This window comes from Xylanibacillus composti, assembly GCF_018403685.1.
In the GTDB taxonomy this organism is placed as follows: Bacteria; Bacillota; Bacilli; order Paenibacillales; family K13; genus Xylanibacillus; species Xylanibacillus composti.
In genome coordinates, this window is sequence record NZ_BOVK01000029.1 from 1 (window position 1) to 23,284 (window position 23,284).

Annotated in this window: 18 protein-coding genes; 15 read left to right on the forward strand and 3 right to left on the reverse strand. The window is 55.1% G+C overall.

What is annotated here, in order from left to right:
- Nucleotides 1-38 precede the first annotated feature (38 nt).
- From XYCOK13_RS11555 to mobA, 13 genes are all read left to right on the forward strand, one after another.
- Entirely contained in the window at nt 39-275 is a 237-nt protein-coding gene (locus tag XYCOK13_RS11555) for a hypothetical protein (RefSeq protein ID WP_213412311.1), read from the forward strand.
- A gap of 81 nt (nt 276-356) precedes the next feature.
- Nucleotides 357-1,451 carry a MupA/Atu3671 family FMN-dependent luciferase-like monooxygenase gene (locus XYCOK13_RS11560; RefSeq protein WP_213412312.1) on the forward strand — a complete coding sequence of 365 codons (1,095 nt, stop codon included), beginning with the start codon at nt 357-359 and terminating at the stop codon, nt 1,449-1,451.
- Nucleotides 1,448-2,860: an ACP S-malonyltransferase gene (gene fabD / locus XYCOK13_RS11565; protein ID WP_213412313.1), complete on the forward strand. Its 1,413-nt coding sequence runs from the start codon at nt 1,448-1,450 to the stop codon at nt 2,858-2,860. Before XYCOK13_RS11560 ends, fabD begins: the two co-directional genes overlap by 4 nt.
- Entirely contained in the window at nt 2,811-6,815 is a 4,005-nt protein-coding gene (locus XYCOK13_RS11570; protein WP_213412314.1) for an SDR family NAD(P)-dependent oxidoreductase, read from the forward strand. The genes fabD and XYCOK13_RS11570 overlap by 50 nt, the downstream gene beginning before the upstream one ends.
- Nucleotides 6,812-10,219, forward strand: a complete 3,408-nt coding sequence (locus XYCOK13_RS11575) for a beta-ketoacyl synthase N-terminal-like domain-containing protein (protein WP_213412315.1) — start codon at nt 6,812-6,814, stop codon at nt 10,217-10,219. The genes XYCOK13_RS11570 and XYCOK13_RS11575 overlap by 4 nt, the downstream gene beginning before the upstream one ends.
- A 12-nt stretch (nt 10,220-10,231) precedes the next feature.
- A complete protein-coding gene (locus XYCOK13_RS11580; protein ID WP_213412316.1) occupies nt 10,232-10,492 on the forward strand; it encodes an acyl carrier protein in 261 nt (86 codons plus the stop codon).
- Between the two features lie 25 nt (nt 10,493-10,517).
- Entirely contained in the window at nt 10,518-11,660 is a 1,143-nt protein-coding gene (locus XYCOK13_RS11585) for a radical SAM/SPASM domain-containing protein (protein ID WP_213412317.1), read from the forward strand.
- A gap of 18 nt (nt 11,661-11,678) precedes the next feature.
- A complete protein-coding gene (locus XYCOK13_RS11590; RefSeq protein WP_213412318.1) occupies nt 11,679-12,527 on the forward strand; it encodes a sugar phosphate isomerase/epimerase family protein in 849 nt (282 codons plus the stop codon).
- A 93-nt stretch (nt 12,528-12,620) separates the two neighbouring features.
- Nucleotides 12,621-14,087, forward strand: coding sequence for a BtrH N-terminal domain-containing protein (locus tag XYCOK13_RS11595; protein ID WP_213412319.1), 1,467 nt, complete (start codon nt 12,621-12,623; stop codon nt 14,085-14,087).
- Between the two features lie 124 nt (nt 14,088-14,211).
- A complete protein-coding gene (locus tag XYCOK13_RS11600) occupies nt 14,212-15,564 on the forward strand; it encodes a hypothetical protein (protein ID WP_213412320.1) in 1,353 nt (450 codons plus the stop codon).
- A gap of 93 nt (nt 15,565-15,657) precedes the next feature.
- Nucleotides 15,658-15,954 (forward strand): hypothetical protein, encoded by a 297-nt coding sequence (locus XYCOK13_RS11605; protein WP_213412321.1) that lies wholly within the window; start codon nt 15,658-15,660, stop codon nt 15,952-15,954.
- Nucleotides 15,955-16,126: 172 nt separating this feature from the next.
- Nucleotides 16,127-17,017, forward strand: a complete 891-nt coding sequence (locus XYCOK13_RS11610; protein WP_213412322.1) for a TIGR01777 family oxidoreductase — start codon at nt 16,127-16,129, stop codon at nt 17,015-17,017.
- Nucleotides 17,018-17,429: 412 nt separating this feature from the next.
- On the forward strand, nt 17,430-18,065 hold the full coding sequence (mobA, locus tag XYCOK13_RS11615; protein ID WP_213412323.1) for a molybdenum cofactor guanylyltransferase: 636 nt from the start codon (nt 17,430-17,432) through the stop codon (nt 18,063-18,065).
- A gap of 180 nt (nt 18,066-18,245) precedes the next feature.
- Here the strand turns inward: mobA and XYCOK13_RS11620 are convergent, their stop codons facing one another.
- The 3 genes from XYCOK13_RS11620 to XYCOK13_RS11630 all read right to left on the reverse strand — a co-directional run bounded on the left by XYCOK13_RS11620 (nt 18,246) and on the right by XYCOK13_RS11630 (nt 20,581).
- On the reverse strand, nt 18,246-19,349 hold the full coding sequence (locus XYCOK13_RS11620) for a PAS domain-containing sensor histidine kinase (RefSeq protein ID WP_213412324.1): 1,104 nt from the start codon (nt 19,347-19,349) through the stop codon (nt 18,246-18,248).
- A complete protein-coding gene (locus XYCOK13_RS11625) occupies nt 19,339-19,995 on the reverse strand; it encodes a response regulator transcription factor (RefSeq protein ID WP_280520895.1) in 657 nt (218 codons plus the stop codon). Before XYCOK13_RS11625 ends, XYCOK13_RS11620 begins: the two co-directional genes overlap by 11 nt.
- A 151-nt stretch (nt 19,996-20,146) precedes the next feature.
- A complete protein-coding gene (locus XYCOK13_RS11630) occupies nt 20,147-20,581 on the reverse strand; it encodes a GAF domain-containing protein (RefSeq protein ID WP_213412325.1) in 435 nt (144 codons plus the stop codon).
- Nucleotides 20,582-20,846: 265 nt separating this feature from the next.
- Between XYCOK13_RS11630 and XYCOK13_RS11635 the strand changes: the two genes are divergently transcribed.
- Together XYCOK13_RS11635 and XYCOK13_RS11640 are read left to right on the forward strand one after the other, a co-directional pair.
- The gene (locus XYCOK13_RS11635; RefSeq protein WP_213412326.1) at nt 20,847-21,557 is read left to right on the forward strand and encodes a Crp/Fnr family transcriptional regulator; all 711 of its coding nucleotides are present in this window, start codon (nt 20,847-20,849) and stop codon (nt 21,555-21,557) included.
- A gap of 255 nt (nt 21,558-21,812) precedes the next feature.
- Complete coding sequence (locus XYCOK13_RS11640; RefSeq protein WP_244865126.1) at nt 21,813-23,282, forward strand: spore germination protein; 1,470 nt, start codon at nt 21,813-21,815, stop codon at nt 23,280-23,282.
- Nucleotides 23,283-23,284: the final 2 nt, after the last annotated feature.

Here is a 23,284-nt window from a genome sequence, read left to right on the forward strand (position 1 = left end):
AGTTCCGTTAGGCGAGGAGGGGGGAGGTCGGGGGTTCCGTGCGGCAGATGAAAGTCAGCGAAAGGGAGACGCCGCTTCGTCAATTGGAGCGGACTGCGACAGCTAATGGAAGTGAGAGGCCGCTTCGTCAATTGGATCGGGTTGCGACGGCTAACGGAAGTGAGAGGCCGCTTCGTCAATTGAGGCGGGTTGCAACAACTAACGGGAGGGAGACGCCGCTTCGTCAATTGGAGCGGACTGCGACAGCTAACGGAAGGGAAATGCCGCTTCCCTGATTGGAGCGGACTGTGACAGCAAATGGAAGTTGACGCTTGCTTCGCCGAAAAAAGCTGGATTTCATTCAAGAGGAGGTGTGGATGATGGAGTTCCGACAGGCGCCCATGGCATTTAGTTTGTTTTTCTTTTCCTCTGACAGCGAGGCAGCTGGTGGCGGGAGGTATGACCATTTGCTGGAGATTGCGAGGCTGGCTGATGAGGCAGGCTTTCAGGCGATCTGGACGCCGGAACGGCATTTTCACCGATTTGGCGGCATCTTTCCGAATCCGGCGGTAATAAGCGCAGCTATCGCTGCCCAGACCAAGCGTATCCGCATTCGCGCAGGAAGCGTGCTGCTGCCCTTCCATCATCCGATTCGTGCGGCCGAGGATTGGTCGATCGTGGACAATTTATCGGGGGGACGGGTCGACCTGGCGGTCACTTACGGGTGGCACCCGAGAGATTATGTGTTCGCTCCGGACGTATTCGAAACGCGCAAGCAGGTGCTCTTCGATCGTCTGGAGACGATGCAGCGCCTGTGGCGCGGGGAATCGCTGAATTTCCCTTCGGCTACAGGCGAGGATACGCCTGCGCGGATTTATCCGCAGCCGGTTCAAGCAAGGCTTCCCATCTGGATTACGACGTCGCGTACAGTGGAAACGTGGCGGAAAGCGGGGGAGATCGGCGCCAACATTCTCACCGCTCTCTATGCGATTGATCAGCGGACACTGAGCGAGAACATTGCCGTGTACCGGGCAGCCCGGGCTGCAGCCGGTCATGAGGGCGAGGGCACGGTCACTGCGATGCTGCATACATTCATTGGCGAATGCATGGAGGAGGTACGAGAGGTTGTCCGCAAGCCGTTCATCGAATACATCCTCAGGCATACGGAGCTGTACGACGAGGCGGCTGTTGCCAAAGCGCTCGATATTGACCCGAGTCTGATTACGGACAAGCATCGCCGCACGCTGGCCTCTATGTCCTTTGAACGCTATATCAAAAACAGCTCGCTGATTGGCACCCTGGAAACAGCCTCGACGATGGTGGCTTCCATGTCTGCAATAGGCGTAAACGAGATCGCCTGCCTGATCGACTTTGGCGTTCCGCATGAGCAGGTGAAGCAAAGCTTGATTTGGCTTGATCGTCTGCGCATGGCGCACGGAAATCCGGATCAAGGAAAGGAGATAAGAGCATGAACCGATTGGCATGGTTGTTTCCGGGACAGGGCTCGCAATATCCGGGAATGGGCAAGGAGTTGTGCGAGCAGTTTTCATCTGCTCGCGAAGTGTTCGAGGAAGCCGACGATGTGCTCGGCTATGCGCTTGGCAAGCTGTGCTTCGACGGAACTGCCGAGCAGCTGCGACAGACTGCGGTGACACAGCCCGCCATTCTGACTGCAAGCATCGCTGCGCTCCGCGTCTACAGGGAAGAGGTGGGAACGGAGCCGGCATTCGCCGCAGGTCACAGCTTGGGCGAATACAGCGCGCTTGTCAGCGCGGGAGTGCTTTCGTTCGCTGATGCGCTGCGTGTAGTTGAACGGCGAGGCGCCTTAATGCAACAGACGGCTGCTGCCGGAGTTGGCGCCATGTGCGCGGTGATCCACTCCACCCCCGAAGCGATAGAGCAGGTGTGCATGGAGATTTCAAGTCCTGATTGCTGCGTTGTGATATCCAATTACAATGCGCCGGACCAAACGGTCATTTCCGGTCATCGCGCGGCAGTGGAGCAAGCGGCTGAGCGTTTGAGAGAATTGGGCGCGCGGACTGCAGCGTTGCCGGTCAGCGCGCCGTTTCACAGTCCGTTGATGGCTGCCGCGGCCGAGGAGCTGCTGGAAGTGCTGCAAGCCTGCACGGTGCACGACCCGAACTGGCCTGTGCTGGCAAATGTTCACGGCAAGCCTTACGGCTCCAAAGAGGAGATCGTCCCGCTGCTTGCCAAGCAGATGACAGCCCCTGTCCGGTGGGATTTGACAATGGCCTACTTGGCCGATCAAAGCGTGGCGGCAGCGATTGAGTTCGGTCCGCGCACCGTGTTGACCAATCTCATGAAGGCCAATTGTGCGCACATTGTGTGCATGCCGCTGGAACGGGGAGATCAGCTGTCCCCGCTGCGGGAAGCACTGGGGCAGGCTGGCGTGAGCATGACGAACGCAGCGAGCCATACTGCGGCATCTCGGCAAGAGGCGGCATCTGCCCCCGCGAGCTGTGACAATTCTTTGGCGAGTGCAAACGGAGGCACCTCGCTTGTCATACGCTGCCTTGCTGCAGCCGTGACGACCAGAAACCGCAATTGGGATGAGCAGCAATACCGGATCGGTGTCTTGGACCCGTATCGGCGGTTGGAAGAGCTTCAGAATCGACTGGATGAAACGGGCGATCCGCCTGCGCTTGAACAGATGAAGGAAGCGCTCTGTCTGCTGGCGCTCATTATGTTTACAAAACAGGTGCCTGTGTCAGAACAGCAGGAACGCTTGACAGAAATCCTGTCGGCAGCTGGCGAGCATGCGGAATCGCTAAGAGTTGTTTATCGGGAAGCGATCGAACGGAAGGCCGGGGGTGAGGCGATTGACACTGTCATCGATCAAGGTCAATCTCTCGAAATTTGAGGGGCAGGACGGCAAGGCGCGCCCGGGCGCGGTCGATGGGAACAGCATTGCGATCATCGGCATTGGCCTGAAGCTGCCGCAGGCGGACACGCCGCAGCAGCTCGCAAGGCTGCTGCTTGAGGGAAGGGATGCTGTGCGGCCGATTCCGGTCAAGCGCAAGCGAGACATCGACAGCTATTTGCGCAGCATCGGCAAAGATCCCTCCGGGATTCGTTATGAGGAAGCCGCTTATTTGGATGCGATCGACAAGTTTGACTATGCCTTCTTCAAGCTTTCGCCGAAGGAAGCAAGCCTGCTTGATCCGAATCAGCGCTTGTTTCTGCAAGCTGCTTGGCATGCGCTGGAGGATGCCGGTTACGCAGGGGACAGACTTCGCGGCAGCCGCACAGGCGTCTATCTCGGTTACGGCTCGGACGCGGATTACAAGCGCATGATCAGTGAAGTCGATCCAGACTCTGCGCCGCTTTCCATGCCTGGCAACGTCCGGCCGATTATTGCCAGCCGCCTGTCTTACTTGCTCGATTTGAAGGGGCCCAGCTTGGCGGTAGACACGACTTGCTCGTCCTCGCTGGTTGCCGTGCATTTGGCATGCCAGGCGCTTCGCAGCGGCGAGTGCGATACAGCGCTAGCGGGCGGCATTCAGCTTCATCTTGTACCCGTCCGGGAATTTGAGGTAGGGGTGGAGTCGTCTACTTCGCGCACCCGCACGTTCGATTATGACGCGGACGGAACGGGTACTGGCGAAGGGGCTTTGGTCGTCGTGCTGAAGCCGCTGCATAAGGCATTGGAGGAACGCGACGCAATCTATGCGGTCATTAAGGGCAGCGCGATCAACCAAGATGGCAGCTCTGCAGGAATTACCGCACCGAATGCGGCCGCACAAGCGGCTGTTCTGGAGGAAGCGTGGCGAAGGTCCGGCGTTGCGCCGGATACCATTCAATACGTGGAAGCGCATGGAACAGGGACGAAGCTGGGCGACCCGATTGAAATAGAGGGGCTGCAGCTGGCTTTCAGCCGCTATACGGCAAAAAGGCAGTTTTGCGCGGTTGGCTCCATAAAGAGCAACTTCGGCCATTTGGACAACGCCGCCGGCATCGCCGGTCTGGTCAAGGCGGCATTGTCCTTGCAGCACCAAGTGCTGTTCCCGACCCTGCACTTCATTCGTCCGAATCCGAACATTGATTTCGTGGATTCGCCGATTTATGTGAACGACCGGCTAAGCCGCTGGGAGGCGGTCGAAGGACCGCGGCGATGCGGCGTGAGCTCATTCGGCATAAGCGGCACCAATTGCCATGTCGTGCTGGAGGAGGCGCCCGAGACTGCCTCCCAGGCGGCAAGGGAAGCGATTGGCATGCCGGATGCAATATCCGGCATGCCACTGTACTCGCGGCAAGCATCGGCGACTGAACCGGCAAGCAAAGGGGAAGCCGGGGGATTGCCTGATTCAGAGCCGAGAGCCGAACTGATTGCGCTGTCCGCGCAGACGGAGGAAGCGCTGCGCAAGCTGGCGGCTGGCTGCTTGGGCTGGATCAAGCGAAATCGAACGTTCAGTCTGGCAGATCTAGCTTTTACTCTTGGTACAGGTAGAGGACATTATGCCCACCGTTTGGCGTTCGTTGCCGAAGATCGGAACCAGCTGCTCGAGCAGCTGGATAGATGCTTGAAATCGTCTGAACAGCGGATTGTATCTGCATCAACAGCATCAACGGCATCAACAGCATCTTCGTCAGTTCGCTATACGACCTATTCGGAGACTGGCATTCGCGCCGCGGAAGAAGCGAGAGCCAAGGGGGAAGCAGACAAGCAATCTGCGAAGCAGGTTCATCCGTCGGATATTACCAGTGAGGCCATGCGGTTGATGGATGAATTTCTGGCCAGCGGCAAACGCGATGCAAGCGTGCTGCACAGGCTGGCCCGACTTTATGCCGCCGGGGCTTCGCTGCCTTGGGAAAGGCTGTATCATCGCGAGAAGCGCAGCAGGCTGCACCTGCCAGTGTATCCGTTCGCCGAGAACCGCTGTTGGCTGAAGTTCCCGGATGCAGCCGAGAAGGAGCCGTCGATGTTTCACCGTCCGATCTGGATAGAAGCTCCTCTGCCGGAGCAAAAAGGAGATGCGCGTAAGGATCGCTTGCTGCTAATCAAAGGCAAACAAGGCATTGGCGCAGATCTGCTCCATAAGCTTGCGGGCAGCGGGCATGCCGTTCTTGAATGCGAATGGGATGAACTGCTGAATGGCGGCGAAGCGGCACTAGGTCGGTTATGGCGAACGATACGCGAGGAGCGTATAAGCAGGGTCATACATCTCGCCTGTTGGGGGAACGACCTGCAAGGAGAGCCGTCCTGGACGATACAGCTGGAACGCGGGCTGTACGGGCTGCAGCGCTGGTTCAGCGCTATGCCGGAGGAGGAAATTGCTGATTCCGGCAATCGACAGCTGGATTTGTGTCTGGTAGCGGATTGCGCGCAGGCTGTAGGGGAAGGCGGAGCCCAGGTGAATCCGGCGCATGCGGCCATGTTCGGCTTCGCCAAGTCCATCCATTGGGAGCATCCATCGATTCGGGTCAGGACGGTCGACGCAGATTGCGCGACTGATGCGGAGCAGCTCGTTCGCGAGCTTATTGCCGGCAGCGCCGTTTACCATGCGGCGTATCGTGAAGGAGTCCGGTATGAAGCCCGTATCCAATCGTTCGATCCCGATTCGTTCAAGAGCGAGGAATTTACCTGGCGCACGGACGGTGTTTATCTCATTACAGGGGGGCTTGGCGGCATAGGCCTTGCATTGGCCAGGCATATGGCCGGCCAGGCTCCAGTGAAGCTGGCCTTGCTCAACCGGAGCCCGAAAAGCCGGGAGAAGCTGGCGCAAATCGAGGCACTCGAAGCATTAGGCGCACAAATCGTCTGCTGTCAGGCAGATGTAGCGGATTGCGAGCAGATGCAAGCGGTTGTGGCGAAGCTGCGAGAGGAACATGGGCCGATCCGCGGCGTCATTCATGCCGCAGGGATTGCCGCAGGCAATTATCTCAGGAAGCTGGGCAGCGGAGAACTGGAGGCTGTCATGCGCGCCAAAGAACAGGGAACGCTCGTGCTGGAACGGGTGCTGCAGGAGGACAATCCGGACTTCATCGTCCTCTGCTCATCGGCGATTACACTAGTGGGCGGTGTTGGCTCCGGCCCTTATACGGCGGCCAATGCCTTCCTTGATGCATATGCCGCCCGTCGCAGTGCGTCAGGCAAGCGGACAATCGCAATCAATTGGCCTGCTTGGGATCATACGGGCTTATCGGAAGGCGCTGTCATTGAAGAAGAGAAGGAGCTGTTTCGCCTCCTTCCTCCGGATGAGGCGGCCCGATGCTTCGAGGTTGCGCTGCGCAGCGGACTGCCGCAAGTATATGTCGGGGAATGGAACCGCACCAGCGCGCTGTTTCGTCTGGGAGACTTGCTGCCATTCCGGCTGTCCGCCGACTTGCAGCGCTGGATCGAGGACGCCGTCCGCTTGCCATCCCCCCGTGCAGTCAAACGATCGAAGCCACGCGGGATAAACCAGGTTCAGCTTAAGGGGAGCACGAACGCGGACTATAGCGAGATCGAGCTGCAGGTTGCGCAAGCGTGGCGCACTGTGCTTGGCTATGAGGAATTGGATATTCATGCGAACTTTTTTGAGATTGGGGGCGACTCGATCCTTATTACGAATGTACACGCGCAATTGGATAACTTGTACCCAGGCGTACTTAGGGTGCCTGATCTGTTCTCACAACCGACTATCGCCAAGCTCGCAGCTTACTTGCGGGAACAACTTCATGCAGGAGAGCCGGTCCCGTCGGATGAAGACGGGCAGAAGGAACCGCTCGACACGCGCAGGCTGAAGCTTCGCAGCTTGCTGCAGTCTCTGTCGCAGCGGGAGCTGTCGGTGGATGAGGCTGTCGCGCGATATCGGGATATGGAGGTGGGGCTATGACACAATGGGCGCGCTTGATTTTTGAAAAGGTAGCGGCAGGCGACTTGCATGAAGAGACTGCGCTTGCGCTTCTGGAATCATTCGAATCCATGCAAGCCGACTCGCTGCCCGGAAAACGAAAGGATATTGCGATTATCGGCTTGTCCATGCGGATGCCCGGCGCCCATACGCTGGAGCAATTCTGGCACAATTTGAGCCGCAAGCGGGAGTGCATCGGCGAATATCCCATTCATCGCCGCCGGGACAGCGAACCGTTCATTCGGACCCATACAACATTGAAAACCGATGAGATCACGTATAGTATTGGCGGTTATCTGGACGAAGTAGACAAGTTTGACTACGACTTTTTTCAGCTTTCGCCGATGGAAGCAGCCCTTATGGACCCCAATCACCGGATGTTCCTGGAAAGCTGCTGGTCCGCGATTGAAGATGCGGGATACGGCGGCGGCAGGCTTCAGGGCAGCAGGACCGGCGTATATATCGGTCACGCCGATTGGCCGCTGTACGGACAATATATCACGAAGACGCAGCCATCCCGAATCCAGATGGCCGGGGTCGGCAATACGCCATCCATACTGGCCAGCCGGATCTCCTACTTGCTTGATTTGCGCGGGCCTTCCCTGCTGATCGATACGGCGTGCTCCTCCTCGCTCGTTGCGGTCCATACGGCGTGCAAAGCGATTCAGAACGGGGATTGTGACATGGCGCTTACCGGCGGAGTGAAGCTGTGCCTGATGCCGGTTGCGGGCGTATTCGATATCGGGATTGAGTCATCGCGCGCACAGACGAGCGCCTTCGACGAAGGCTCAGACGGCACCGTATGGGGAGAAGGTGCGGCTGCACTTCTCTTGAAACCGCTGGACCAAGCGTTGGCCGACCGGGATCACATTTATGCCGTAATTAAAGGAAGCGGCATGAATCAGGATGGCGCATCTGTAGGCATCACTGCGCCTAATGCGGCTGCGCAGGAGGAGGTGCTTTGCCGAGCGTGGGAGGATGCAGGCGTGCATCCCGAAAGCATTGCGCTGTTTGAGGCGCATGGCACAGGGACACGACTCGGCGATCCGATCGAAGTCGACGGCATCCGGCGTGCCTTCCAACGGTATACAAGAAGAAAGCAGTTTTGCGCCATAGGCTCGGTCAAGACGAACATCGGCCATCTGGACGGCCTGTCCGGAATTGCCGGTTTGCTGAAAGGGATCGCTGCTCTGCGGTTCAAGCAGCTGCCGCCCACCCTGCATTTTACCCGTCCGAATCGCAGCATCCCGTTCGCCGATACTCCGGTCTACGTCCAGGATCGGCTCGCCGATTGGGAATCGCCGGACTATCCGCGGCGCTGCGGCGTCAGCTCCTTTGGATTCAGCGGGACTAACTGCCACGTTGTGCTTGAGGAGGCACCCGATCCGGATGGAGATGCACAGGCGGCGGATTTGCGGGCTGACGACGCTGACAGTCTGCCCTATATGTTTCCGGTATCGGCCAAGTGCGAAGAATCGCTGCAGGCATGGGCAGATGCTTACGCCAATCGCATTCGGGAAGCAGAAGAGCCTCTTGCGGACATTTGTTTCACAGCCAGCACAGGCAGAGGGCATTATGCTTATCGGCTCGTTGTCACGGGAAAAGACAAGCGGGAATTAGCAGACAAGCTCGCGGCTTATGCTCGCAATGTCCACATACCAGATGGCAGCTATATCGGCGCGCACAAGGAAGTTGCCCAAGCGAGAGAAATGCGGGCGCCAGGGGAAGTTACGCCTTCTGAGCGAAGGGAATACAGCCGCAAGGCCAACGAAATCCTTCATCTGCTGCTTGATGCCGAGGACGGGCAGGAACGCATTGCGCTCAGCCGACAGTTGTGCGAGCACTATGTCCGGGGAGCTGATGTCGACTGGGGCTTGCTTTATGGGGAGAGGGCTGGCCGCAAAGTGAGGCTGCCCGCTTATCCGTTCCGGCGCTTGCGATGCTGGATGGACGATGCAAGGGAGCAGACAGGAAGCGCAGCGAAACAGCCCGTGCGGCTTACAGGCAGACCAAGCGGGCAGTATTCTGCAGAGGAACGACTGCTCGGCCAGATATGGGGAGAACTGTTGGGCTTGGAGACGCTGGATATTTACGATGATTTCTTTGAAATAGGCGGCAATTCCATCCAGGCGATCAGGCTGGAAGCGGATTTGGCCAAGCTGGGCGTAAAGCTGAGCGCAGAACAGATTGAAGCCGAACGCTGCATTCAGCGGCTGGCCGCGTACATTTCTGCAGAATGTGCCGCTAACGTGGCGGGAGGCGCCGAGGCAGCTGTCGCATCAGCAAGCGCACCTGCAGCGTCAGCGGCACAACCGTCATCCACTGTGCGAACGACAGATTATGCCCGCGTTGTTGCTATAGAACATACGACCGTTGCCATTTCCGGGATTGAGCCGTTCAATGACGTGTTCTTCAAAAATTGCTTTTACAATTCGCTCTTTCCGGTCGTGCGTCACTACGGCGCATCGATCCTGCCGATCCTGCTGAATGATCTGATCGTGTTCGCGAAGAACGGCACCCGGTACGAAGTGGAGTATGTTTCGCATCGCCCGGACCAGGCTGTGTTCGAGCAGGTCGGATTGCAGCTGGCCGCAAGGCGCGGCAACGAGCAATTCGTTGAAGAAGCGAAGCGCGAGATCGCGGCCGGCCGGCCGGTCATCGTCTGGGTGGACGCCTTTGAATTGTCGATACGCAAGGACGCTTACCGGAAGGAGCATATGGACCACACGCTGCTCATTTACGGGTACGATCCGCCGTCCCGACAATTTCTCGTGATCGAGCACGACCGCCGGGAAAATTTATCGTATCGCCGCCAGCTTGTTTCCTACGAAGATATGGAGCGAGGCTGCCGTGCTTTTGATGAACGGTATTTCCGCAGCGGGGAGCATGCAGCTACGCATTACTTGATTAGTCCAATCGGCACTCGTGAAGGCCGGATGGCGGAACCAGAAGAGCTTCGGGCTAGCTGCGCCCGTTCATTCGCCGTTATGCTGTCTGAAAGCCAGGCGCTACAGGAACAAAGCGAGTCGGTGCTTGCGCAATTTGTGTCCGATTTCCAAGCAGCGGTTGCCGATGAAGCGCATTTGCGTGCATGCGTGGAGGAGTGGGCCGATTTCCTGAATCAGGTGATGAACAGCAAGCAGGTTGAGGTGTATCGGCTGAGACAATTGCTCGGAGAGGATCACGAGCTTGTCCAGTCTGCGGACCGGCTGAGAAAAAGCTGGGACACAGTTCGCAAAGGCGTTGTTCGGTACTTGTACTTGCCGGTCTTCGATGCCGCTGCGCTTCAGAAACTGGCGGACAGATTGCAGGAACTTCCCCGGCAGGAGCAGCAATTCAGGCTGCAGCTGCAGGCAGCCATGAACTCTTATTTACTAACGACCTAAGGAGGAATGGGAATGTCGAATGAGTTGAAGGAACGGGTGTTGATGATTTTGCGGGACAATGTGGATGATCCGGGTGCGCTGGATGCAATCGGCATGGACGATGATTTGTCTGTGCTCGGCATCAATTCGATGACGTTTATCAAGCTTGTGCTGTCTATGGAGATGGAATTTGGCGTATCGTGGGATGACGAGGAACTGGACTTTCAGCATTTTTCCACGATCAACAATATTATTCGATACTTGTCGCAGTCGACGGTGGGGGAAGGCGCATAAATTAACAAGAAAGCAGGGATGGATCATGTGGACGAATGCCGGGGCATTGCGGGATGACGCGCTGGTGGATTACGTGCAGAAGCTGGCTCCTCAGCTGAAGCAAATGACCATTTTTCCTTCGGAGATTTGCAATTATCGCTGCAACTTTTGCCACATCTGGGGCGACACAGGCTGGGCGCTCAAGGAGCCGCAGCGGGTCATTCGGGAGCAGCTCGACATTGCGGTGCTGAAGAGATTTATTGATCAGGTGGCAGCTGTCAATCGCAATGTCGGTGTCATTCTTACAGGCGGCGAAATTATGCTGTATCAGCACTTTGAGGAGCTCGTATCGCATCTGCGCAGCAAGCGCATGAATGTCTACTTGCTGACGAACGGCTCGCTGATCAAGAAGCGGATCAACTTTTTGATAGAGAATGTCGTCATTTGCAATATTTCCATTGACGGGCCGCGGGAATACCACGATGAGATTCGCGGCAAGGGCAGCTTTGATACCATTTGTGATAATATAGAAGCATTGCTGCAAGAGAAGAAGAGGCGGAAGAAAATGTTTCCTTATATCAGCATCAACATGGTGCTTTCGCCTACCAACTACAAGGCGGCCAAGGACTTGATTCCTTCCTTGCGCGAACGCTTCAAGGATTCTACGATTATCCTGCACGACACGAAGAATCCTTGGATGAAAAAACGCGATATTGCGGTCAATTTCTCACCGCTTCTGTACACGACGCCGGAGCGAGGACAAGCCTACGCGAAGCAGATGAAGGAGCATCTGAATGTGGATGTATCTCCGGCCTGGCAGGGCTTCGTGGAAGAAGCGATTGACATCGATACCCAGTACTTGAAAAAAGACTTGCAGGACATTTGGGCGGCAGAAGGCGTTGATTACAGCGATTATGTAGATATCCATGATTATTATACCGATATTCATAATGTATTCGGCCGTTCCAAATGCGTAGCGCCCTGGCATGAGCTGATTATTCGCCGGACAGGCGATGTGTATCCTTGCGTCGATCTGCCGGATTATAAGCTGGGCAACATTTACGAGAATTCCTATGAAGAGATTTGGGAAGGGGAGCGTGCTGCAACGTTCCGCGACTATTTGAAAACCGATAACTTGATGATGTGCAACCGCTGTACGCGCTTGTTCGCTGACGCGGAAACTTTCTAGACGAATGGGAGTGCTTCTATGTTGGACAATCGATTGGCTTTGAGCTCGTGGAGCTTGCACAGGCTGCTTGGACCGCTGCGCTGGACCGTGTGGGATGAGGCAAGCCGCAGCCAGACAACCGCCGTACAGCTGCAGCCGCAGGAGATCGAGCTGCTTGAGCTGCCGAAGGTCGTCAAAGCGAGAGGGTTCCAGTATTTGGAGCTCTGCCACTTTCATTTTCCATCCACAGAGGAGGAGTACTTGTCACAGCTGAAGCAGGCGTTCGCAGATGCAGAGGTGCGCTTCCACACACTGCTCGTCGATTACGGCGATATTTCTTCTCCCGAAGAGGAGCGCAGACGGTCGGATATGGCGTATTTGCGCCAATGGCTGGATATAGCCGCGAAGGCAGGTGCAGATGCGGTGCGCATTGTAGCGGGGGAGCAGGAAGCCGGTGATCTGGAAGCGATGGAGCGGAGCCGCGAGGCGCTGACGGACCTGCGGGCATATGGACAGGCGCGGGGCGTCATGGTGGTGACAGAGAATTTTCGCGAGTTGACGGCAACCGTCGGGAGCTGGCGTGAGCTGCTTGAAAGCATCGAGCCGCGCGTGAGCACAATCGTAGACTTCGGCAATCTTCTGCCCTCGGAGCGGGAAGCCGGGATCGCTTACGGCACGCCGCACGCCCACAGCATTCATGCCAAGCCGCTGTATCGGGAAGACGGATCGATAGACAAGGAAGATTTCGAACGCATGCTGGCGGTAGTAACCGAACTTAACGATTCCGTTCCGATCACGGTCATCTTCGATCAAGAAGGAGATATGTGGGAGGGCATAACCGAAATTCAGGCTTGCATGCAGGCGTTCGGAAAGGGGGATCGCGGATGACGGCATTGGCGCTTCAGCCGATCAAGAGCGGGGGGGGACTGCTTTGATGATGTGGTCGCCACGCTCAATGCCTGGTTTCAGCAAGGCTACGAAATGATGTACGCAGATGCGTTGCTTTTCGATTTTCAGCAGGCCGAAGCAGATCGGACTACGATTGCCTCGCGCATGAAGCTGCTGAATCAGCCGCTGCATATGCTTGAAATTTTTCATGGCTATGCCGTCAATATTCACCAGACGGCTCCGGCAGAAGGGTGGCGGATTATTAAGGATGAGCTGGACAAAGGGTTTCCAGTCGGCTTGAATGTGGACTCCTACTATGTGCCTTGGGATGATAAATACCGCAAGGAGCATTACTATACACACATGATCGTAGTTGTCGGCGTCGATGCGGACGATCAGCTGATTTGCCTGGACCCGTATTTTGAGATGACGGACCAGCTGCTGCCGCGTCAAGAGCTGGAACTGGGGTTCAGGGCTTGCATGACGTTGCGCGAAGGGAAGGGGCGCATCCCGAACAGGGAGAGGCTTGTTGCAACATTTCGTCCGCTGATCGCTCGCCAGCAGGAGCAATTAGTCTCCGCATTTGAGCCGCTGGTTCATGCGCTGGACGGCATCGACTTCGCCGAGGAAACGAAGGGGTGCGAGGATTTCGGCGGGAGTCCGTTATATCACCAGCTGAGCAGTCTGATCTTCTCGCGCTTCAACTTCGCCAAATCGCTGGATTATATGGCGGAACAGTACGGACTCGAGCCGCTTCGCGACTTTGCGGATCAATGCAGACATTACTCCAACAAGTGGTCGACCGTTCGAGCGCTGCTGGCGAAGATGAACTATGCGTCGCAGCTGCCGGGCGCGCCGGATCTGACCGACAATCTCAAGCAGCGCGTGAGACAACTTGTTGCCTCGGAAGCTGATATGCTTGCGCAATTGTTGGCCTGTCTGGATGGCGGGGGAGCAGCTCAGCTTGCAGGAAGCAGGGAAGTCAGCCCGGAACGGCGGCAAGCAGAGCAAACTGGCAAGCCAGCTGAAACAGTTATTCCTGTTGACCTTGCATCCTATTGCAACAATTACGGGATTGCTGGTCCGCGCGCCAATTTCGATGCAGTCGGTTTCTATTATGCGCGCGTGAACATGCCGGATGGGGGGCTGCTGCGCATTGAGGACATGTCGTTTCGCTTTCCTGCATGCGAAGCCGGCGCGCCGGACAACATTGCCTGCGAGGGACAGACAGTAACCTTGCCCACGGAAGAAGTGCGGGGCATGATGCTGCTGGGCAGCGGCGAGCAAGGCAATCATGCGGAAATCGCCAAACTGGTGTTTGCAGACGGGTCTTCGGAGGAAGTGGCGATGGATTTCCCGGATTGGTGGAGCCGTATGGGGCATAGCAGACATGTAATCGCTTGGCAGTCGTGGCCGGAGCATGATGAGAAAGGACGAGCCTCCCATTCTGTCCACTTGTTCGCCAAGAAAATCACGTTTTCAGAGGCTAAGCGGGTACGCGAAATTGTGCTGCCGCTGCTTCCGAATCTGCACCTCTTCGCGTTGTCGCTTTGGAAGTGAGCGCTCTTCCGGAATTGAACACTTCGGGGATGGGCCGATACATGCAGGGTATCGCCAGATTTTACTTCACGTCATGAGTTCTCTACAATAAGACCGTGTAGATTAGAACATAAAGGTGGTACTTATGAACGTGTCGGTCCAAACTCGCGGCGGATTGTTTACGCTATTTCTTGTTATGTACATGACGAGCATCTTCATCCAGCATCGCATCCTTGACGGGCTGCTGGCCGCGACTGCCGTGCTTTCCCTCATTGTCTCCTTCAAGGGAGGCGGTAGGGTATACCAAACCATCAGTATCGTCTTTCTGCTGCTGGGCGGGATATTGGCGCTGCTTGCGGGCGGCGGCATCAGGCAGTTTCTGCATGCCTTCACTACGAATGCGCTGCTTGTCTCGCTCTTGTATGTGCTCCCGTTTATGAATCACATCATGATTGCCGGACGATATGACCGGCAAATCTTAAGCATGCTGAAAGCGAATGTGCGGAATGCGAGGCAGTTGTACGTGCGCACCTCGATTCTCACCTATGCGCTCAGTCTGTTTATATTCCTGTCTGCAATTCCGACAGCATTCCGGACAGTGAAGGATTTACATATTCAACAATCGGCGCAATTTGTGCACCGCTTCGCCAGCCGTGTCATTCTGCGCACATTTTCGGCGGCAACCGTCTGGAGCCCGGTCGAAGTGTTTATTGCGGTAGCGGTCGCCGCGACCAAAGTTTCCTATATCACGTTGTTCCCGTGGCTGATCGGCTTCTCTGTCTTTATGCTGCTGCTGGACTGGATATGGAATCTGCGCCTTGGCAAGACGCCGATATCGTTCGCGCGCAAGCCGACCCGGCAGCTGCAGCTTCGGCCGCTGGCTATTCTGTTTGCCGTGTTGTTTTTGTTTATTTTTTCCGGGTACAGCTTGTCCCGCGTCCTTCACACCGATTTCTTCGATGCGGTCATCCTGCTGATTATCCCGTTTACCTTGATATGGTCGCTGCTGATCGGCCGTTTCAAGCGTTTCGTAGCGTACAACCGCCTGGCCTGGTCGCGCCACTTGGGCTCCATGCAAAATTTCGTTCTGCTCTTTGTCTCGCTCGGTGTATTCAGCGCCATGGTGCAGCAGACAGACTGGATTGTAACGGCGCAGGAAGCGCTGCTCGGAAAGCTGGCAGCGATGCCGCTTGTTTTATTTTTGCTCATGCAAATGGTTTCGCTGACTGCGGCGCTGCTCGGCTTGCATCCGCTCGTTACGCTCAGTTTAATGGGGGTTTTCATCCAGCCGCTGTTGACGGTGCTTAATCCGGTCAGTTTGGCCATTGTGCTGTTAACTGCGAATCTGGCGAACGATTCATCCGGCACCTTCAATACGACCGTGACGCTTATGAGCGAGCAGACGGGAGAGAATCCGTATCGAATTACCGCACGGAATATAGGGTATGCGCTCGTCTATGGTTGGGCCGGAGTGGCGCTGGGATATTTGCTGCTGTAATTGCGCCAAGACATCTTGCGTGGGGTCTATTCCGTCATTGATCGGCATATAGGTATGGAGTAAGTCGAAGGAACTTCATAAGGAGGATACCGTATGCCGGCGATTGTTGATGTGAATTTGGATGTCGATCACATGCGATTAACCATGGACAGCGGTGCAAAAACCCATGATGTGAAGTATAGCAAAATCGATCGGCTCCGATTCGGTCAAACGGCAGTGAAGAAGCTGTTCCGCACAAGCACTGTCAAAATGGTGGAGGTTCATATACGCGGTGTGCCCGAACCCTATACAATTACGAGCGACAAGCTGAAATCGTTCGAGCAAACGGCTGAATACCTGGAGAAATTTGCTGAAAAAAACAATGTCACGATTGAGAAGCAAGGGGTATAGCATGAGTGTCGACAGCCTTCGCGGGTCCTGACCCGGAGGCTGTTGTCTTTTTTTCAGCCCCTAGCCGCATCGCCAGAGGCTCCCCCTGGCTAGTCAGGCAGGTTGCAATCCGATACAATTAGGCTAATGAAACAAGTTTGGGTGAACAGCAGGCAGTCTAGGGAGGGGTAGCATGACGAACAAAGTTGTCATTGCCGGAGGAACAGGATTCATCGGCGATTATTTCCGAGAACAATTTCAGTTGGACGGATATGAGGTTGTCATCATCTCACGACAGTCGCCCCATCTTGCATGGACCGATCAGGCCGCGATTGTAGAAGCGTTGGAGGATGCGGCAGCGCTGATCAACCTTGCCGGAAAATCTGTAAATTGCCGCTATCATGAACGGAATAAAGCGGCAATCATGGCGTCACGCACCGAAACGACAAGGCTGCTGGGCGAAGCGGTATCTGCATGCGCCAATCCGCCGAAGCTGTGGCTCAACTCCAGCACTGCCACCATCTACCGACATGCGGAGGACCGGCCAATGACAGAGATGGACGGTGAAATCGGTTCCGGCTTCTCGGTGGAGGTAGCCAAGGCATGGGAGCGGCAGTTTTTCTCCTTCGGCATGCCTAACACTAGGCAAATTGCGCTGCGAATTGCTATTGTGCTGGGACAGTCAGGCGGGGTTGTCGGTCCGTATCGGCAGTTGGTCAAGTTTGGCCTTGGCGGGGTACAGGGCAAGGGCACGCAAATGTTCAGCTGGATTCATGTAAAGGATCTGTATCGCATTGTCCGATTTGCCATGGAGCACACGGAGCTGGAAGGACCGCTAAACTGTTCGTCGCCCAATCCGGTGCCGAACCATGAACTGATGCGCCAGCTGCGCAGGGCTTTGGGCAGGGGCTTCGGACTGCCAGCCCCCAGGTGGCTGCTGGAATGCGGCGCGGCGCTCATACGCACGGAAACGGAGCTGGTGCTGAAAAGTCGCTGGGTACTTCCGGAAAGACTGCTTCAGGCAGGTTTTACCTTCGCGTATCCAACACTGGAAACCGCTTTGGAAGAGATATTTGCGACATAGGTACGGTATTTCCGATTATTCGCGCGGCTGAGCAAACCGGGTCTGAGGCAGATCGGGCCAAAGCTGCTGCGAAGGTTCACGAGTTCGAAGCCGATCACAGTGCAGTAGGTGAATTACTGCGCGGGAAATGTGGGCGATTACGCGCGATTGCCTGCTGCCGGAAGAAGCCTGCTTCAACCAGCAAGAAAAGCGGATCATCAGCGCACAGTTGTGACTTTTCTCACAGTAAGCCGTTTGTGTGCAGTGATACAGTGAGAGCAAGCCACACAGTAAGCGCACTAAACCGCCAATCAGGGTGAGAAAGGAAGTATATGAAAAGATTGTGAGGGAAGTCATAGCCTGGATTGAACGGGGAGTGTAGCATAGAAACAAAAACTAGCGCAATTCCTAATTAGATCTGGAGGTGTTGACGATGCTGGATACTGCATGCCTGTTGCAAGACGAGGTTGGCAGGCTCACCGGCGTTATCCTGGCCGGAGGCAAGCAAGAGAAGCCGGGTGGCGTGCACAAGGCATTATGGACGTATCAGGGGGAGAGGCTCGTACAGCGTCAAATCCAACTTATGCAGCCGATTTGCTCTGAAATCATCTTGGTGACCAATGAGCCCCGGTTGTTCCTCCCCTTGGTCGACAGCCGCGTTCGGATTATAACGGATTTCTACGATGGCAAGGGGCCGCTAGGCGGCATGCACGCTGCCATGACGCTGGCCAAGCATCCCCATCTCTGGGTAGTCGGCTGCGATATGCCCTTTTTGTCATCCGATGCGGCGTTGCTTTCGTGGAAGCTGATCCGCAAGCTGGATGTGGATGCGGTCTTGCCATTGCTTGATGGGAAACTGCACCCATGGCATGGCGTTTACAATAAACGGTGCGCATCAGTGTTGTCGTTCTTGCTGGACAGGGATAAGGAATCGATCTGGAGCTTTCTTGAGAGAGTGCGCTTTGAGCCTTTGACAGAAGCGAATCTGGAGACGCATGGATTGAACGGGCATTTCATCCGGCAAATTTGCACGGAGGATGAATACACGCACGCCAAGGCGATCGAGTGAGGAAGGGGGCGAAGGTCGGGTCGATACACGATCACGTCGGAACGCATTCACGAACACCAATCGCTGCGGGCTCGGTTGCAAAATTTTGCCGAAGGCAACGCAAAGCGGACACGCCAGCTTATGGATGCTGGATGAGCTGAAAAGCCTGCAATAGCGTGTCCGGAGGCTGCCGGAGAGAGACTACTTGGGTACAAGCAAGGTTACAATTGTGCCGCGATCGGGCTCGGAGTCGATGGTGAGTCGGCCGCCGACGCTGCGGGCCCGTTCCTCCATGCTGAACAATCCGACTCCTTTCGCATCGGCGGCGCGCCTAAAGCCTTTGCCGCGATCTTCAATACAAGCCTTGATACAGGCTTCATCTTCTTGCAGCGTGACTTTGGCTTCTTCCACATCCGCATATCTTCCGATGTTCGTCAACGCTTCTTGAATGACCCGGTAGATGGTCGTCTCTTTGTTGGCATCCAGCCGTTTGCGCATGTTGCAGGTGAAGTCTACCTGAATGCCGTAATGCTCGGTGTAGTTTTCGATATACGAGCGAATGGCCGGCACAACGCCCAGGTCATCCAGCACCGAAGGCCGCAGCTCCCAAGCGAGCCCCCGCACTTCTTCAATAATAGAAGCGACATAGCCGCGAATGCTTTCAAGCTCCTTCAGCTTCGTATCGCCAATCAGGCGGTCCATCTGGATGAGCAGCGAGAAGAGACTTTGCCCGATGCCGTCATGCAGCTCCCGCGAGAAGCGGCGGCGCTCTTCCTCCTGAATATTCATCACATGGGACATCATCTGCTTCAGTTCTTCCTCAACCTTTTTCAATTGGGTTACTTCATTGCGGATCGCAAGATATTGATAAGGGCGGCCTTGTTCATCCAGGAAGGGGACAATCGTCGTATTTACCCAGTAATAACTGCCAGTCTTTGCCTTGTTTTTGATTTCGCCGCGCCACACGTCTCCTGAGGAGATCGTCTGCCACAGGCTCCGCATGAACGCCTTGCTGTGATAACCGGAATTGATAATGCGGTGGTCTTGCCCGATTAACTCGTCGCGGGAATACTGAGAGATTTCGCAAAACTTGTCATTCACATATTGAATCATGCCCCGGTGGTCTGTAATCGCTACAATCGATGAGGTGTCAAGCGCAAACTTGACGTCTGCGAGCTGCTTCAGGGAATGTTTGAGATTGTCGCGAAACGATGGGTCGAGTATGTGGAAATCAATCTGCTCCTGCAACTGGTCCAGGTTGTGGCCGATGACTTCCGGATGCAGCTTGTCACGATCATTCGTCAAAGTGCAGCAGCCCTTTCTTCAATGCGTATTTTACCAAATCCGGCCTGGTCTTCAGTCCAAGTTTGTCCATGACGTTGCTTTTGTGGGATTCTACGGTTTTGACGCTGATGATCAGCTGCTCGGCAATTTCCTTGTTGCTGTAGCCCTTCGCTATCAGCGCCAGTATTTCCTTTTCCCGTTCTGACAATGTCTCATAGGCTGTAGGGGCGTCACCGCGCTTCAGCTTGTCCACGTATTCAGCCATCAGCTTCTTGGTTGCCGTCGGATACAAATAGGCATTGCCTTCGGCAACAGTTTGGATAGCGGTCACCAACTCATCATGCGGCGCGCTTTTCAACACATAGCCGGATGCGCCTGCATGGATGGCCCGAAACAAATACTCGTCATCGTCATGCATCGTCAAGATCAAGACGGCAACATCCGGCAGCAGCTTCTTTAATTCCGCCGTTGCTGTAAGCCCATCCTTGCCCTGCGGCATATTCAAATCCATCAGCACTACATCGGGACGCAAGGCCGCTGCCGCCTCTATCGCTTCATCGCCGTCCGCCGCTTCTCCGACCACTTCCATTTGTTCTTTCCCGTCCAACAACATTTTCAGCCCGGTGCGGACGACCGCGTGATCATCCACCAGCAATATCTTCACCATCTCCGGTTCTCCTTCCTGCGATATAAGGCCGTTTTACCTAACGGAGGAACGCTTCGACGCTTATTCCTGCTGCTTTCGGCGGGACCTCTAAAACAATCCTGCACGTTCTATTATACAAAACAATCCCGGCAATAGAAAAAATTCGGGATGATCACGGTTCTATGAACAAGAGCAGTTGTTTGGATACGTTCTCTATGATTTCGACTTCCTGCACGGTGTAGGGGTGCGGGCTTCGTCTTGCCGCCAGCAGAACAGCCTTGATTCCATGCCCTGTACTAATCGGGACAGCTACTGCGCTGTGAAGCTGCTCGGCTGTAATCAGCGGGCAGTCAGCCCGCAAGCCTGAAAGGGAGGGAGCGCGATCGTCCCATAAGACGGGCTTGCCGATGCGGAATGCGACGCCTGCGGGACCGGAGCCGGGCTTTAGCAGCATTTGCTTGTAACGCTCGCTCCGATTGCCTGCAGCGTAGCGCCAGCGCGCCTTCTGATGAGATTCCAGCAAGGCAAGCCCGGTGAAATCGCTGGCGGCCAATGTACGCAAACGCTCCAATGCTTGCGATATGGGGTGGTTGACGAGCTGCATCATTCGCTTCCTCCTTTTCGATCGTACTTTTGTACTCGTCCTTTTATTGTAATGATTTCGCAGTCATTTGTATGTCGGGGAACACCCTTAATTTGCTTATCGGGGAATTCCCTCATCCCGCAGGCGCGTCAATTGCCGGGTTCGCCCTTTCCCCATGTCGGAATCAGGGGATTCCCCTTGGGAAAAATCAGCATTTCTCCCGATAGGATTGCGCTTCGGATTCTCTTAGGATGGAAGTATGGAGTTCAGATCGAGAGGAGTGACGCATATGGCATTGGCGACGAACAACCTGGGCATTGCACGGTTCTTGTCCGATGACAATATGGAAATGCTGCGCGGGATTATGTATACCAAGCAAGCGGAAAAAGGAACGTACCTGTACTGGGAAGGGGACTCGGCTGACAAGCTGTATTACATCATCAAGGGACGGGTTCGTCTGACCAAGACGATGGATACCGGCAAGTCGTTCACGCTGTATTTGTACCAGGACGGCGATTTGTTCGGCCAGCTCGATCCGTTCCAGGATTCCTTGCACGATTTCAGCGCAGAAGTAATCGAGGACAGCAGGATCGGGATGATCCAGCGCAAGGATTTGGAAGTGCTGCTGTGGCAGCACGGCGATTTGGCCATCCAATTTATGAAATGGATGGGCTTGACCCATCGGGTAACCCAGTCAAAGTTTCGTGATTTGATGATGTTCGGCAAGACCGGTGCGCTCTGCTCGCTGTTGATTCGGCTCAGCAATACGTACGGTGTACCCCAGGAAGGCTCGGAGATCTGGATTGATCTCAAGATCAACAATACGGAAATGGCCGAAATGATCGGCACCGCAAGAGAAAGCGTCAACCGGATATTGACCGATTTGCGAAAAGCCGATGTGATCGACTATGTCGATGGCCATCTCGTGATTAAAGATTTGTCATATTTGCGCGATGTGTGCCATTGCGAGCAATGTCCGATGGAGGTATGCCGCATGTAGGCATCAATCACAGGAGAGGGGGAAAGGCCATGGATCGCGCATTAACATTCAAGCTTGCCAAGATGATGTTTTTGACTGTGTACAACAGTGGATCTGCAGTCGTCCGATTGTGACGGCATTACGCTCCTCTCTCGTCTTTCCGCAATTCGTCGCAAAATGCGGAATAAACCCATCCTGATGCATACTCCTAACCAAACTACGCAATCTATGACATATTACTGGATGAACAGGATGGTTCAGGTGTATCTATTCCGCATGATCAAAAAACTGCTTCTGCGTAAGGAACAACAGCACGAGCTGCAGCAGGGCGACAGTGCGCCGTCTCCGCCGACATTGGCTCATGTCTTGCAGGAATTTGAGCAATGTTCAGATTTGAAGCATCGCTTCTTCCCGGACATTCACATCGATGTGCTTTACTTTGACCATATGGTCAGCGGCGAGGATGTGGGCAGGGAGATCTTGCAGCCATTAAGAAGTTTGTCCGTGCAGGAAGTTTCCGCTTATATGCGTCGTTCCCCCTTTAAAAGAATAGACGAAGCCAAACGACTGATTAAGGGAATCTTGGATGGTCAAACAGCACTGTTCTGGAAGGACCAGGCCTATCTGGCTGATACAAATGGCCCCCAGTTCCGCTCCGTGCAGCAATCCGAAACCGAAACGGTGATTACAGGACCGCATGATTCATTCATTGAAAACATTCAGACGAACCTGTCGCTCATTCGCAGCAGAATCAAAAGCTCGCATTTGAAGGTCATTCCATGCGAAGTGGGCGAGATTACAAAAACAACAGTGTATATTCTGTTTATTCAGGATATCGCCAATCGCGAGCTGGTCCATAAACTCGTCCGTCGCATCGAGTCCGTTGAGATGGACGGACTAACCGATACGAACATGCTGATTCAATACATCGATGAGCATCCGAATTCCGTATTTCCGCAGTTTTTGACAACAGAGCGCCCCGATGCGGCGGTGTCCAGGCTGCTGTCCGGAAGAATTGTGGGGATCGTGGACGGAAGCCCGTCGGCGTTCAGCGCGCCGACTAATTTCTTTGAATTTTTCTCTTCTCCTGACGACTATTATCAGCGCTGGATGCTTGGAACGGCACTCCGGTTTTTGCGGTTCCTGGCGTTCATCATCACTGTGACATTTACAGCTTTCTACGTTTCTGTGACTACGTATCACTATGAGATGATTCCGGCTGCGCTGCTGACCAATTTGGCGGAATCCCGGTATCGGGTGCCCTTCCCGCCAATTTATGAGGCGCTGCTGATGGAAATCACCATTGAGCTCCTGCGCGAGGCGGGAGCCAGGCTGCCTACCAAGATCGGCCAGACAATTGGCATTGTCGGCGGTATTGTCATCGGCCAAGCTGCAGTCCAGGCCGGTTTAACCAGCAATGTCTTAATAATCGCTGTAGCCTCTTCAGCAATTGCTTCCTTCGTCATTCCCAGTTATGTGATGAGTGCTTCGATTCGCCTGATTCGATTTGGCTTAATCGTTCTGGCAGGAATGTGGGGGAATATGGGCTTGATGTTCGGTGTCGCGTACATCGTCATTCACTTAAGCGGTTTAAGCAATTTGGGCGTATCTTACTTAAGTCCTTTGGCGCCCATGAATGTGTCTGATTGGAAGGATGTCTTTATTCGCGCGCCATATTGGCTGATGCGCAAGCGGTCAACGAGCGTCAAGTCGCCCAATCCGACCCGAAATCGAATGAAACAATAAGG